Here is a 15,106-nt window from a genome sequence, read left to right as displayed (position 1 = left end):
ACCGTGAGGAGCAGGAGTGGCAACGCGCATGGCCGCGACACCGCCGACGCTGGCGGGGTACAGCTACGTGCGTCCACTCGGGTCCGGCGGGTTCGCCGACGTGTTCCTCTACGAACAGGACATGCCGCGTCGCGTCGTCGCCGTCAAGGTCCTGCTCGCGGATGCCGTGAACCCCGAGGTGCTGCAGACCTTCAACGTGGAAGCCGACATCTCGGCGCGACTGAGCGCCCACCCGTCGATCGTCACGATCTACCAGGCGTCCATCTCGGCGGACGGGCGGCCGTACTTCGCGATGGAGTACTGCCCCGACACGATGAGCGCGCGGTACAAGAAGGCCCCGCTCCCGCTCGCCGAGGTGCTCGACATCGGCGTCCGCATGGCCGGCGCGCTGGAGACCGTGCACAGGGCCGGGCTGCTGCACCGCGACATCAAGCCGTCGAACGTGCTCATCAACTCCCTCGGCGCGCCCGTGCTGGCCGACTTCGGCATCGCGGCCGCCGTCATCGAGGAGGGTGAGGGCGAGACCATCGCGATGTCGGTGCCCTGGAGCTCCCCCGAGGTCCTCCAGGAGCGCGTGTCCGGATCGATCCCCAGCGAGGTCTGGAGCCTCGGAGCGACGCTCTACACGCTGCTCGCCGGCCGCAGTCCGTTCGAACGCGCCGACCGCGGCTCGAACTCGCGCGATCAGCTCACGGACCGCATCATCAAGGCGCGGTACACGGCCGTGCCCGTCCCCGGCATCCCGCCGATCATCGACGACCTCTTCGCGAGCGCCATGCATCGCGACCCGGCGAAGCGGCCGGCGAGCATGGCGGAGTTCGCGGAGAAGCTGCGCTGGGCGCAGTACGAGCTCGGCATCTCGCCGACGGCCTTCGAGGCGGCGTCGGCGGAGTGGGCGGCGGCTGCTCCGGTGAACTTCTCGGACGCGACCGTCCGCGGTCCCGTCATCACCACGGTCGCGCCCGACTCCCGGAGGGCCGCGCGTGCGGCCCGTCCGCAGGTGGCACCCCGCGAGCGGGACGACGTCCCGGCGAGCACGCGCGGCCGGACCCGGTCGCCCCTGGTCGTCGGCATCGTCGGCGCGGTGATCGGCGCGGCCGCCATCGCGGGGATCGGCACCGCGGCCCTGTTCCTCACGGGGATCCTCTGATGGCGGCAGGCAACCGCACCGGCGCCGATGCCACGACCCCACCCCGGGGCAGGCTGATCGCGCTGATCTCGGGGATCCTCGCGCTCGCGGTCGTCGTGGCACTCGCGGTGACGGCGCAGGGGTATCAGTCCCAGGAGGTGCCGCGCCTCGAGCCGGCCGTCTGGGTCATGCGCGACAGCGGACAGTACGCGCGCGTCAACACCGAGCTCGCCGAGATCGACACGGTCCGCGACGTCGACGACCCCGAGGCGGTGTGGCAGAGCGGCTCCAGTACGGTGCTCTTCGCCCAGGGGAACCGGCAGCGGTGGGACGTCGATGCGGCCAGCCCCTCCGATCTGCTCTCCGACAGCTCGGAGGAGGGCACGCCGCTCGCCTCGCAGCCGACGCCCGCCGGGACGCGCGACGTGCTCTCCGCCGGGGTCTACGTGGCCTACCGGACCGACACCGGGCAGGTGTCCGTGTCGACCCTGGCCGCCGGGGCGGGGACAGCCCTCGTCGACCCGTTCGCGGAGGTCGAGGTCGAGGAGGGGGAGGGCCCGCCGACCTACACCGCCGACGCGATCGGCCTCTCGCCGGACGGCCTGCTCGTCCTCTACTCCGCGGACGAGGGGGCTGTCCGCCGGTTCGACATCGACGAGCACCGCTTCCTCGGAGACGAGTCGCCGGTGGCCGACGCGCCGGAGGCGGGCGAGGGTCTGGCGATCGCGGTCGTCGGCGAGCGCTGGGCGATGCTGCAGCCGGGGTCGGGGGAGCTGTGGCTCTCCGGACGCGATGAGGTCGTCGCCCTGGACGTCGCCGAGGACGCACACCTGCAGCACGGGGCCGCCGAAGGCGATGCGGTGCTCGTCGCCGATTCCGACGGCCTCGTGTCCGTTGACCTCTCGTCCGGCGAGTCCGATCGCGTGGCGGAGGCGTCCGGCGTCCCCGCCGCACCGGTCTCCGTCCGCGGGGAGACCTACGCGGCCTGGCTCGACAGCGGCGGCGGGACGCTCTGGAGCGCGGGGGGGACCACCCCGCTGCAGGTCCCTGACGAGACGCTCGACGCGGCCGCCATCGAGCCGGTCTTCCAGGGGAACGGCGACCGCGCGGTGCTCGTCGAGACCGGGACGGGGCTCATCTGGACCGCTCCGGACGGCGTGCTGATCCCGCTCGAGCAGTGGAAGATCGAGGACGACACGGAGCAGCAGGAGGGCACCATCGTCGTCGAGGACGTGGCGGAGCAGCTGCCGCCGGTCGCGGTCGACGACGCGTTCGGCGTGCGCGCGGGGGAGCAGGTCATCCTGCCCGTCCTGCTGAACGATCACGATCCGAACAAGAAGGACGTCCTGACGATCGACCCCGAGTCGGTCTCGGCAGGACTCAGCGACCCTGCGTTCGGGGACCTCGCGCTCGTGGCGAACGGGCAGTCCCTGGTCGTCGATGTGAAGGCGGGCTCCGGCCAGGCGAGCTTCACCTACGCCGTGACGGACGGCGCGGCCGTCTCGCCGCCGGCGACCGTGACGCTGACGGTCGTCGATCCCGGCGTCAACTCGGCCCCGGTCTGGTGTGGCGTCGAGGCCTGCACGCAGGACTGGCCCGCGCCGCAGATCCTGGCCGGCGGCAGCACGATCGTCTCGGCGCTCTCCGGCTGGGTGGACCCCGAGGGCGATGCGTTCATCCTGAGCGACGCCTACGAGACGGACTCCTCGGCGCCGGTGATGGTGGCGCCGACGGACGACGGCCGGGTCGCGATCCGGCACACCGATCCGAACGCCGCGGACGCCGTGATCCCGATCACGGTCGTGGTGCAGGACGTGCACGGCGCGACCGCGGAGAAGACCCTCGAGGTCCAGGTCAGCGGCAGTCCCGCGCTCCAGGCATCGGCTGTCGCGGTGACCGCGCGCGTCGGCGAGCGGCAGTCCATCCGGATCTCCGATCACCTGTCCGGAGGCTCCGGGTCGTATCGCCTCCTGGACGCCGTCCAGACCGCCGCGACCGCGCAGGGCTTCGAGGTCACCCCGAACGCGGCCGCGGGCACCGTGGAGCTGACCGCGGCGAAGCCGGGCCAGTACGTGGTGACCTACACCGTGCAGGACGTCACGACCCAAGCCGAGCAGTCCGCCGTCATCCGCATCACGGCGGTCGACGGCTCCGCGGCGCTCGCCATGGCACCCCTGACCGCGTTCGTGCGCGAGGGTGAGGACACGACCGTCGATGTGCTCCGCGCCGTGCAGAACACCAGCGGACGCGTGCTGCTGCTGTCCGACGCCGTGAGCTCCACACCGCAGCTCAACGTCCGCGTGGTCGGCAACGAGAGCCTGCGGGTGAACGGCACGACCGAGGACGGAGAGCCCGGTCTGATCGGCACGGCCACCGTCACGGTCGCGGATGGCGCGGGCGGGGCGGTGCAGGGCACGGTGAGCGTGTTCCTCACCCCGCCGTCCACCGTCACCCGCCCGATCGTCTTCCCGGACGCGGTGACGGTGCGCGCCGGTTCGCTCACGCGCATCGAGGTCGCCGCGAACGACGTCGCGCCACGCGGGGAGCCGCTCCTCGTGCTCCCGGAGGTGACGGGATCCGGCGAGCCGGACGAGCTCGTGTTCGCCGACCGCAACGCTCTGCGGTACCTGGCACCGAAGACGCCCGGCACCTACCGGCTGACGTATTCGGTCTCGCTCGAACGGAACCCGTCGCTGTCCGACGACGGCGTCGTGACGGTCACGGTCGTCCCGCCCGGAACCAACCGCGCTCCCACACCGATCACCCTCACCGGTCGCGTCCTCAGCGGCCAGACGGTCACCGTCCCCGTGCCCACGACCGGGATGGACGGCGACGGGGACCGCGTGGTCCTCTCCGGCGTCGATCAGCCGAAGAAGGGCGGCGGCACGGCGACCATCTCGGCGAACGGCGAGGCGATCGTGTACCGGGCGCCGGCAGGCGGAGTGGACGGCGGACAGGTGTCGTTCCGCTACACCGTGCGGGATCCGCAGGGCGAGGAGGGCAGCGGCGCTGTCCGCATCGGCGTCCTCGACGCGGATGTCGACGACGCCGCTCCGGTGACGTTCAGCGATTATGTCCGCGTCGAGGCAGGATCCCGCACACCGGTCGTGCTGGACCCGCGCTCGAACGACCTCGACCCGGCGCAGAGCGAGCTCGAGATCACCGCGCTCGTGCCGAACGCGCCCCCCGTCAAGGGCAATCCGCTGTACGAGCGGCTGAACGCGCTGATCGATTCGGACACCTCCCTGAAGGACGGCCGCGTCGTGCTGCGCGCCGGGGAGACGGCGGGGACGAACTCGTACTTCTACACCGTGAGATCGACGCGGACCGGGAGCACGGCGCAGGGCCTCATCGTGTTGACCGTCACCGAGGGCACGGTCGCCGATCAGCCGGTCATCGCGGACACCGTGCTCACGGCGCGCGACCGTGACGATCTCGCGGACGGCGGTGTCGATGTCGTGACGGACCGGGTGGGGTGGCCGTCCGGCGACGTCTCGTCCCTGCGCCTGAGCCTGTGGGGTGAACAGTCCGGATACACGGTGCGGGGCAACCGGATCATCGGGGAGGCGCCGAAGGAGGGCGCGCTGGTCCCCTTCCAGCTCACCGGCACCGCCGCGGGCGGACGGGACGTGGCCGCCTACGGCTTCCTGCGGATCCCGGCGTTCGACGATATGCAGGTCCAGCTCGTCCCCGGCGCGACACCGGTCGTCGTCGACGAGGACGCGTCCGTGTCGTTCGCGGTGCAGGACTACCTCGATCTGCCGTCGTCGGATGCCGTGGAGATCGGCTCCGGCGCCTTCACTGCTCAGCGGGCCGCAGCGTCGTGCGCGGCCGACGGTCCGCGCAAGGCGGAGTACCGCGCCGGTCGCGAGGCGCCATGGTCGGACACCTGCCTGATCCCGGTGCGCCTGGAAGGTCAGAAGCGCTGGTCCTTCGTCGACGTGCCGGTCAGCATCCGTCCCTCGGAGCCCCAGCTGCTGCTCTCCTCGATCTCGCACACGATCGCCCCAGGGGCCACCGAGAGCGTCGACCTCTACGCCAACATGGCCGCCTGGGAAGGCGGACGCGAGGGCAACGCGGGCTCCCTCGAGTACCGGATCGTGTACTCGGGTTCGGCGTTCGTCGTCACGCAGAGCGGGGCGAAGCTGACGATCGAGGCGCGCGCCGATGCACGACCCGGCAACACCGAGAACGTCAGCGTGACGGTGCCGCAGTACGGTCAGCCGTCCGCCTCCGTGCGCCTGGTCGTCGGCGCGGCCCCGCCCGACGCTCCACGGGGAGCTACCTTCACGAAGCAGTGCGTCGTCACCAGCGCCAACTGCTCGATCGACGTCGTCGACGTGGCCGGCGAGTACGACCCCTTCGACGGCAAGCCGGGCTCCGGCTTGCGGCTCATGTCGCTCGGGGCAGGCGCGCGCTGCGACGTCGCCTCCATCTCGACGACCGGCACCAAGACGATCACGGCGAGCTGGCCCCGCGGCGGCCAGGCTCCGGGAGGACAGTGCGTGATCCCGTTCGTCGTGGCCGACGCCCAGGGGCGGACCGGCACGGGAACCCTCACGCTCGACCTGCAGGGCTTCCCGCAGGCGCCGGCGAGCGTGACCACCGTGGGCTTCACCCGCTCGACCGTCGTGCTGGAGGTGCCGCTCGGGGAGGCGCGGCGCGCCCACCCCGGGGTGTCCGGCGTGACCATCCTTCAGGACGGGGCCGCAGCCAACGCCTCCTGCAGTCCGGCCGGTGCCGTGTACCGCTGCACGGTCAGCGGTCTGACCAACGGCGCCCCGCACACCTTCACGGCGGCCGCGGTCAACGCCGTCGGCACATCGGCGTCCACCTCGCCGCACACGAGCTGGGCCTACGCGGCTCCGGTCGTCGCGAACGCGACGGCCACGCCGGAGTATCGACCGGGTGTCTCGGACCGCGGGCGCGGGGCGGTCAGGGTCTCGATCGACGCCGCCGACGACGCCGTCTCGTTCCGGATCGAGGAGACGGGCGAGGTCATCAACCGTACGGGGGCGACCACCACCGCCGACATCGCGCTCTCGCCGGGAGCGCAGACCCTCACGATCGTCCCGATCAGCCAGTTCCAGCCGCCGACCGGCGGCGGGAACGAGGGCGGCGGGTTCCGCACGTCCGTGACCGTCGCCGGCTCCGTGTACTTCGACCCGGCGTCGACACAGGCGACCGCGGTCTCGAACACGGCTGTGAACGTCTCCGGCATCGCCGCGCAGGCCAACGGCAGCGCCAAGGGCGTCCAGGTCACCTACGTGGCGTGGCGGTCGGGCAACGTCAGCTGCACGGCGAACGGGGACGGCACGCTGTCGGTCTCCGGCGGAGAGGTACGGTCCGAGTCCCCCTCGCTGCAGGGGCTGCGGCCGTACCAGCTGTACTACGTCAAGGCGTGCGCATCGAACGGCTACGGCGTGGCCGAGTCGTCCCCCACGACCGTCTTCACGTTCACGTTCGTCGACGGCCCCGGCGGCGACACCACCTACACGGTCGCGAAGGACCCGCGGCGCGACGGGAACCGCTACGACTACCGCCTGGCCTCGGCGCCGCGCATCGACGTCGAGAACGGCTTCGTGCCGCAGTACTACCTCTACGGGCAGTGGGTCGGCGACTTCGCGCTCACCCCGGATTCGTCCCCGGGTCAGGTCCGCGCACGCGCCTGCCATGCCACGCAGACCGGCTCGTGCTCCGGAGAGGTGAACATCACCGCGACGACCGCGCCGACAGTGGTCAACGCCGTTTTCCAGCCCTGCATGCCCGTCGTCGAGGGTGATGTCGTGACGGTGTCCGGCGCGGCACGCGGCTCGTACATCCTCGAGGTGACGCCCCTGGTCGACACCCCCGGCACCTTCGACGTGAAGCTCTCGTGGAACGGCGCCTACGAAACCCTGACCCCCATCACGCATCGCGTCACGGGCCTGTGCCCCTGATCGCCGAGCACACCGACACGAATACTCTTTCCCTATGCCAGCCACCGCAGCCGCCCCCGTCACCCTCGCCCCCGAACAGGCCTCCTGGTTCGCCGAGACGTTCTCGATCCTGACCGGCAACGTCGAGCAGGCGATCCTCGGCAAGCGCCACGTGGTCGAGCTCGTGCTCGCGACCGCCGTCAGCGGAGGCCACGTCCTCCTGGAGGACTACCCCGGAACCGGGAAGACGGCGCTCGCCAGGGCCGTCGCCCAGACGGTCAACGGAACGAGCAGCCGCATCCAGTTCACGCCCGACCTCCTCCCGGGTGATGTGACCGGCATCACGGTGTACGACCAGAAGGAGGGCACGTTCGAGTTCCACGCGGGGCCCGTCTTCGCGAACATCGTGCTCGCCGACGAGATCAACCGGGCGAGCCCGAAGACCCAGTCCGCGCTGCTGGAGGTCATGGAGGAGGGCACGGTCACGGTCGACGGCGTCACCCGTTCGGTCGGCTCCCCGTTCCTCGTGATGGCGACGCAGAACCCCATCGAGCAGGGCGGCACCTACCGGCTCCCCGAGGCGCAGCTCGACCGCTTCATGATCAAGACCTCCATCGGATACCCGGACGAGGCGGCGACCATGCGCATCCTGCAGGGCGCCGGTCGCCTGAAGACGGTGCTCGACGGCATCGTGGACACCGACACGATCCTCACGATGGCGGAGATGTCGCGCGGCGTGTACGTGAACCCGCTGGTGTCGGATTACATCATGCGCATCGTCGATGCCACGCGCCGGGCGTCCGAGGTCCGTCTCGGTGCCAGTGTGCGCGGCGCCCTCGCGCTGTCCCGCCTGGTGATGACGTGGGCGGCCAAGAACGGACGCACGTTCGTCACCCCCGACGACGTGCGCGAACTCGCCGTCGTCGCCCTCGCGCACCGCCTGGTCCTCGAGCCGGAGGCCGAGTTCGACGGGGTGACGGCCGTGGCCGTCGTCGGGCAGATCCTCCTCGACGTCGAACCCCCGCGCGAGAACGGCACTGCGTGACCTTCAGCACCGAATCCCGCCTGACGCGGACGACCGCGGGCACGAGCACGTCGACGCGGACGTCCACCGTCACGCGTTACGACCGCACGCGCCGCGGTCCCGTGCGCGGCGCGGTCTTCGGCGCGCGTCGCGTCGCCCGCTCCGTGGGCCGCGCGACCAGGGCCACCGTCGGCTGGGTCCGCGAGACGGTGACCACGGCGGGCATGCTCGTGGCCGTCGCGGTGGTGCTCGGTGTGCTCGCCGGGCTGCTGTTCGGCTGGGTGGAGGCCTGGGCGGTGGCCACGATCGCGCTCGTGCTGCTGGTGGCCTGCGTCCCGTTCATCCTCGGTGCCCATGACTACCGGATCGATCTCGTGCTCGATCGCGACCGCGTCGTCGCGGGCGCCGAGATCGGCGCGACCCTGGACGTCCGCAACAACGGCGAGCGCCTCTCGCTCCCCGGTGTCGTGGACGTGCCGGTGGGCGAGGGCCTCGTCGAGGCGCACGTCCCGCTGCTGCGGCCGGGGGCGCATCATCGGGAAGAGCTGACCATCGCCGCGCACCGCCGCGGCGTCATCGACGTGGGCCCCATGACCATCACCCGCGGCGACCCGATCGGCATCCTCCGCCGCGAGCTCCGGTGGCCGGACGTGCAGCGCATCCACGTGCACCCGGTGACCGTGCGGCTCCCCAGCACCAGCGCGGGACTGATCCGCGACCTCGAGGGCACGCCGAGCACCACTCTGGTGGACGCGGACCTCTCCTTCCACGCGGTGCGCGAGTACGTCGTCGGCGACTCGCCGCGCCACATCCACTGGAAGTCCACGGCGAAGACGGGCACCCTCATGGTGCGGCAGTACGAGGAGTCCCGGCACGCGCGCATCGCCGTCATCCTGGATCTCGACCCGGAGTCGTACGCCGACGACGACGAGTTCGAGAACACCGTCAGCGCGGCCGCCTCGCTGGCGCTGCAGGGTGTGCGGGACGGCAGGGACGTGCTGTTCTCGGTGAGCAACGAGATCCCGGAGCACGGCCGCGCCGAGGTGCTGTCGATCCGTACGCTGCCCACGGTCACCCCCAAGGGTCTCCTCGACGCGACCTCCACGATCGATCAGACGGCGCGGGTGATGCGGCTCGAGGCCGTCACCGCTCTCACGGCGCAGTCGTATCCCGACCTCTCGATCGGGTTCCTGCTCACCGGTTCCGTCCTGCCGATCGAGCGTCTGCGTCACGCGGCGGTGAAGCTCCCGGCAGCCGTGGAGGCCGTCGCGGTGCGCAGTGAGCTCGGCGCGCAGCCGACGATGCGGACGGCCAGGGAGCTCGCGGTGATGACCCTCGGTGCGCTCGGCGACCTCCCCCAGATGCTCGCCCGCGGAGCGCTGCGGTGAGCGCCGGCGGGCCGAAGCGCGGACGCGCGCGATCCGGACGGGGGTTCGTGCCGTCGGCGCTTCTGCTCTGGTCTCTGGGATACGTGCTGGCCGGTGTGCTCCTCGCCACGGCGGCCGCCTGGCCCGTCTACGAGTCGTCCCGAGCCCTCGCCGTCGGGATCATCGGCGGCCTCCTCGGTATCGCCGTCGCCGTCGTCGCGCGCGTCCTGCGCTGGGGAACGCTGCTCGCCGCGGTCGCCGCGGCCGGCGTGTACCTGCTCGTCGCGGTGCCGCTCGCCATCCCCTCCGCCCTCACCTCCGTGCCCGCGTTCCTCGGCGGTGTGCGGGATGCGGTGCTCGGGGTCGTGCTGGGCTGGAAGCAGATGCTCACGCTGAATCCGCCGCTGGGGGAGTACCAGGCAGTCCTCATCCCCTTCCTCGTGGTGATGCTGGTCGGCGCATTCGTCGCCACGCTGCTCGTCTGGGGCGGGGGCAAGCGGGCGGCGGCGGCCGTCCCGGTGGTGGTGGCGATGAGCGTCTTCGGCATCGCCTTCGGTGTGAGCGGGACGTCCTCTCCCGTGACGGTGGCGGGAATCGAGCTCCCCGCGCCGCGCGAATGGCTGGTCGGGGTGGCGGTCTTCGTGGTGTCGCTGGTCTGGCTCCTCGGGCGCACGCGCCTGCAGCGCGCCGCCGCGCTGCGCAGCGTGGCGGCGGCGAACATCTCCCGTCGCGCGACCCCCGCCTGGCTCACCGTGCGCCGGCACCTCCTCTCGGCGGGGCTGGCCGTGGTCGCCCTGGCTGCGGGCTTCGCGATCGCCCCCGCCGCGGCCGGCTGGTCCGACCGCTCCGTGCTCCGCGACGAGATCGAACCCATGGTCGTGGTGCAGGAACAGCCGAGTCCGCTCAGCTCCTACCGGTCCTGGTTCTCCGGCGACACGCTGGACACGCCCGTGGTGCAGCTGGAGGGCGACCCCGGCGCCGTGGACCGCCTCCGCCTGGTGACCCTCGACGCGTACGACGGCGAGGACTTCCACATCGACGCCGACGACCGCTTCAGTCGTCTGCCGCGCTCCGCCCTCCCGGGCTCCGGCCGGGTGACGCTGGAGGTGACGATCGGCGACGCCTACCGCGGGATCTGGGTGCCGGCACCCGCCGGACTCGCGGAGGCGCCCGGATTCTCCGGGGAGCGTGCCGATGCGCTCGCCGACGGCTTCCATGTGAACGCCGACGGCGACACCGCGATCACCGTCGCCGATGCGCCCGGTGGCGGGGAGGGCCTCGTGCCCGGTGACCGCTACTCCGTGCTGATCGATGCGCCGGAGAAGCCCGGCGACATCACGGCCCTCCAGGGCGGCCGGTCGACCCTCGACGCCGATCGATTCCCCGCGCTCGTCGAGTGGGCGGAGATGCAGGAGCAGCCGCGCACCGGCGCCGGCTACCTCGAGCTGATCGATCGCCTCCGGTCGCGGGGCTACCTGAGCCACGCGCTGCTCGAGGACGCCTCCGCTGCGGGGTGGATCGCGGCGCTCCAGGCGTCCGAGGGGTACGCGTTCGCGCCCAGCTACGCCGGACACTCGGCCGCGCGCATCGAGGAGCTGTTCACCGAGCTGACGGAGCAGGAGCGGCGGGCCGGTCCCGACGCCGACCCCGAGCTGCTCGTGTCGGCGGTCGGTGACGACGAGCAGTTCTCCGTGGCCGCGGCGCTCCTCGCGCAGCACTGGGGTCTCGAATCCCGTGTGGTGCTGGGCGCACGACTCGCGACGGCGGAGAAGGTCCCGGGGATCCCGGCCTGCACCGAGGTCTGCACCGGCGCGAACATGAGCGCCTGGGTCGAGGTGCGTGCGTCGGGCGACGAGTGGATCCCGGTCGATGCGACGCCGCAGTACGCGATGCTGCCGAGCGCCATCACCGAGGGAGAGCAGCTGCCGGAGCACCCGACCGTTCCGGAGCAGCCGCGGTCCGAGGCACTGGACCCGCCGCAGGCGCAGAGCGACGCGAACAACGACGCGCCCCCGCTGGAGGAGCCGGGCTCGGAGGTCCTCGCCTTCCTGCTGCCGATCCTCACGGGGGCCGGACTGGGTCTGCTCGCCCTGCTCCTGCTGGCCCTGCCGTTCCTCGTGCTCCTGGTCGCGAAGAGTCGACGTGCCCACGCGCGCCGCACGGCCCCGGACCCCGAGGTCCGGCTCGCCGGCGCCTGGGAGGAGCTCGCCGACGTGTACGCCGACCACGACGTGCCCATGGTCGCGCAGGGCACCCGGACGCAGCGCGCACAGTCGAGCGGTCGTGCGGCCGCGCAGCGGCTGGCCGCTCTCGTGGACCGCGCCGTCTTCGCCGAGCACCCGCCGACTCCCGACGACGCGACGGCCGCGTGGGCGATCGTGGATGCGGAGCGAGCGGAGCTGGCGAAGACGGGGACGCGGTGGCAGCGTCTGCGCACGCGTGTGCGGCCGACGTCTTTCGTCGCGAGGACGCGCTCCCTGCGTCTCCCCGGCTTCGGCGCGCGACCCACGCTAGGTACGCTCGGAGGGACCGGTTCACTGGATGACCGGAAGAAGGGGGACTCATGACCGCGCCCGCGGACTCCGGTCCGGCCACGATGCTCGCCATCATCGTCGGACTCGGCCTGCTCGTCGGCCTGGCCGTCTACGTCTGGTACGCCCTGGCGCTCTCGCGCCTGTTCCCCCGCATCGACGGGGAAGGGTGGAAGGGATGGGTGCCCGTCCTCAACGAGGCCGAGATCCTCGCCCGCGGGGGAGTGCCCGCCTGGTCGGTGGTCTTCTACTTCATCCCGCTCGTGCAGCTCTACGGCATCTACCTCAAGGTCGTCGCCACGCATCGCATCAACCGGCGGTTCGGACGGGGCGCGGGGATGACGGTCCTCGCCATCCTCCTGCCGCCCGTGTGGGCGACCATCCTCGCGTGGGGCCCGGCGCCCTATCCGGAGGGGGACCGACTCGCGGCGCTCCAGCCGGGTCCGCGCCGTAGTGCTCCGCCTTCCGCGGCTCCCACGCGCGACGCTTCGGGGTACACGATCCCCTCCCTCGCTCCGGCGGGGAACGGATCGCCGGAGGCGCCGTCGCTGATCTTCCCGGACTACGCCGCGCCGCCCGCGGTCGCTCCGACCCCACCCCCGGGTGCCCCGCCGACCGCGGGTGCGCCGCAGGGCGAGCCCGCGGCACCGAGGTCGTTCGCGCCGCCGGTGTTCGCTCCGCCTGCCGCGCCGCCGGCTCCGTCGTCCTCGACGCCGTCTCCGTCGTTCGCGCCACCGGCGCCGCCCGCGCCGTCGCCCGCGGCTGCTCCCGTTCCGCCGACTGCCTCGATTCCGCCTGCTGCCCCGGTTCCGCCTGCGGCGCCCGTGCTTCCGCCCGCGGTGGCTCCGACACCACCCTCCCCGGCCGCACAGCCGACGCCCTCCGCTCCCGCGCAGCCGACGACCGGCATCATGGCCGCGATGGGCGACGTACCGCCGGCCGCCCCGCAGCCCGCGCCGGCCCCTGCTCCCTCCGTGGACTCGTCGCCGAGCGAGGAGCCCGCTGCCCCCGCGCCGGCTCCGGAGGCGAACCGTGTCGTCCGACCCGTGCCGCCCTCGTTCCGCGACGGCGGTCAGCCCGAGGCCCCGCAGATGCCCACGATCCGCCCTGTTCCGTCGATGACGGCTGCGGCACCCGCGGCGGAGCAGAGCGCGCCGGCGCCTGCCCCCGCGACAGAGGCGCTCGCGGTCCCGGGCGGTCTGGTCCCCGACGTCGACAAGACCGTGGTGACACCGCGCCCGACCGACGACGACCTCGATGCCACGGTGGTGGTCGCCCGCAAGCGCGGCGTGCGGCGGGTCCTCGTGCTGGACGACGGTCGCCGGTTCTCGCTGTCCGGTGCGAGCGTCGTGATCGGCCGGAATCCCACGGGGGAGCCGGGCGAGCAGCGGCTGGCCATCCCGGACACCACGCGCACGCTGTCGAAGACCCACGCCCGCCTGGTGGTGCAGGAGGACGAGTGGCGACTGACCGACCTGCACGCCACCAACGGCGTCGTGGTGGTCGCGGACGACGGCTCGGAGACCCTCCTGGACGCCGGGGAGAGCGTGGTCGGCACCGGCCGGTTCATCCTGGGCGAAGTGGGCATGCACGTCGTCGCGGAGCGCGATTCGTGACCGTGGAATCCGTCGTCCTCCGGGTCGCAGCGCTGACCGACACCGGGCTCACGCGGACGGCCAACGAGGATGCGGTGCTCGACGCACGCCCGGTCTTCCTGGTCGCCGACGGCATGGGCGGTCACGACGCCGGTGACCGCGCCAGTGCAGCCGTCGTCGCCGCCTTCGAGCCGTTGCGGGGGCGAGCGGTCGACGTCGGCGACATCAGCGACGCTCTGAGCCGTGCCACGGCCGTGGTCGAGGCGATCGCCGCCGCGCACAAGCGCGGCGCAGGCAGCACCGTGACGGGTGTGGCCCTCGTGGAGCACGAGGGCGCGCCGCACTGGCTCGTCTTCAACGTCGGGGACTCCCGGGTCTACCGGCACCACGGCACCGAGCTGGCGCAGCTCACGATCGACCACTCCCTCGGGCAGGCGCTCGTCGATGCCGGGGAGCTCCGCCCCGAAGACCTCGCCTCGTTCTCGCGCCGCAACGTCATCACGCGGGCGGTCGGCGCTCCGGACAGCACCGCGGACAGCTGGCTCCTCCCCGTCGTCGACGGTGAGCGGCTCCTGCTGTGCTCCGACGGGCTCACCGGCGAGGTCAGCGACGAAGCCATCCGTGCGACGCTGACCATGAACGGCCGTCCCGAGACAGCGGCGGCGGCTCTGGTGCGCCGCGCGCTGCAGGGCGGCGGACGCGACAACGTCTCGGTCCTCGTGATCGACGTCGTCTCCGGCGGCGCGCGGACCCGTGCCGACGACGCGACGGGCGGACGGGCCGCGGTGTCCGCGCTCACCGACTCGATGCTCGACGGCACGACCGTCCCGGTACGGGCGCGATGAGCGACGATGAGGTCGAGGAGACCGTCATACTGACGCGGCGGGACCGCCGGCGGGCCGAAGCGGCCGCCGACCCGGTGCCCCCGGCGGCCGATGACACATCGTCCGCCGTCGACGAGGCGACCATCGTGGTGGATCGCGCGAAGACGGCTCCGGCTCCCGACCGGACCGACGATGCCGCAGTGGACGCGCCAGAAGGCACCGTCGCCGATGAGCCGGACGATGCCGGGCCCGAGGACGCCGCGGGTGAGGCCATCGACGACGCGACCGTGGTCGTCGATCGGTCCGCACCTCCGGCGGCCGACGCCCCCGAGGACGCCACCGTGGCGGTCGCGCGTCCGGCTCGACGCCTGCGGCGGAAGAAGGGTGCCGCCGCAGCGGGCGACGGCATCGCACCCGAGACCGCCGGGCCGCGGTTCACGGTCGATTCCTTCGCCGCCCCGGACGGTGCACCGGCCCCCGCGATCTACAAGCCCCGACCGGCACCCCGCACCCCCGTCGCCCCGCCCGTCGTCGTCGGGGCGGCCGCACCCACGCGGGTGGTGGAGCCCGGGCTGCCCTCCGTCGCCAAGCAGGCGCAGCGGTGGAGCGTCTTCACCCTCGCTGCGACCGTCGGCGCGAGCGTCGTGTCGGTGGCCGGTCTCGTGGTGCTGGGCTTCGTCGTCTTCGGCTGAGGAAGCAGGCGCCGTGCGGTCCTCGC

The 15,106-nt window shown here is 72.6% G+C and carries 8 protein-coding genes; all 8 read left to right on the top strand.

The window, feature by feature from the left end; all coding sequences use genetic code 11:
- The first annotated feature begins 16 nt into the window (after nt 1-16).
- From AB1285_RS12870 to AB1285_RS12835, 8 genes are read left to right on the top strand one after another with little or no spacing between them, the layout of a single operon-like run.
- A complete protein-coding gene (locus AB1285_RS12870) occupies nt 17-1,150 on the top strand; it encodes a serine/threonine-protein kinase (RefSeq protein ID WP_232089163.1) in 1,134 nt (377 codons plus the stop codon).
- Nucleotides 1,150-7,068 carry an Ig-like domain-containing protein gene (locus AB1285_RS12865; protein ID WP_370428957.1) on the top strand — a complete coding sequence of 1,973 codons (5,919 nt, stop codon included), beginning with the start codon at nt 1,150-1,152 and terminating at the stop codon, nt 7,066-7,068. Before AB1285_RS12870 ends, AB1285_RS12865 begins: the two co-directional genes overlap by 1 nt.
- 34 nt (nt 7,069-7,102) lie before the next feature.
- Nucleotides 7,103-8,092, top strand: coding sequence for an AAA family ATPase (locus AB1285_RS12860; protein WP_370428956.1), 990 nt, complete (start codon nt 7,103-7,105; stop codon nt 8,090-8,092).
- The gene (locus AB1285_RS12855; RefSeq protein ID WP_363588128.1) at nt 8,089-9,459 is read left to right on the top strand and encodes a DUF58 domain-containing protein; all 1,371 of its coding nucleotides are present in this window, start codon (nt 8,089-8,091) and stop codon (nt 9,457-9,459) included. The genes AB1285_RS12860 and AB1285_RS12855 overlap by 4 nt, the downstream gene beginning before the upstream one ends.
- Nucleotides 9,456-12,005: a transglutaminase domain-containing protein gene (locus tag AB1285_RS12850; protein ID WP_429977475.1), complete on the top strand. Its 2,550-nt coding sequence runs from the start codon at nt 9,456-9,458 to the stop codon at nt 12,003-12,005. Before AB1285_RS12855 ends, AB1285_RS12850 begins: the two co-directional genes overlap by 4 nt.
- Entirely contained in the window at nt 12,002-13,585 is a 1,584-nt protein-coding gene (locus AB1285_RS12845; protein ID WP_370428954.1) for a DUF5684 domain-containing protein, read from the top strand. Before AB1285_RS12850 ends, AB1285_RS12845 begins: the two co-directional genes overlap by 4 nt.
- Nucleotides 13,582-14,409, top strand: a complete 828-nt coding sequence (locus AB1285_RS12840; RefSeq protein ID WP_370428953.1) for a PP2C family protein-serine/threonine phosphatase — start codon at nt 13,582-13,584, stop codon at nt 14,407-14,409. Before AB1285_RS12845 ends, AB1285_RS12840 begins: the two co-directional genes overlap by 4 nt.
- Nucleotides 14,406-15,080, top strand: coding sequence for a hypothetical protein (locus tag AB1285_RS12835; protein ID WP_280568938.1), 675 nt, complete (start codon nt 14,406-14,408; stop codon nt 15,078-15,080). Before AB1285_RS12840 ends, AB1285_RS12835 begins: the two co-directional genes overlap by 4 nt.
- Nucleotides 15,081-15,106 lie beyond the last annotated feature (26 nt).

It is taken from the genome of Microbacterium sp. NRRL B-14842 (assembly GCF_050470785.1).
Note: the sequence above shows the minus strand (reverse complement) of the source record. Positions and strands in the feature narration are given on the sequence as shown.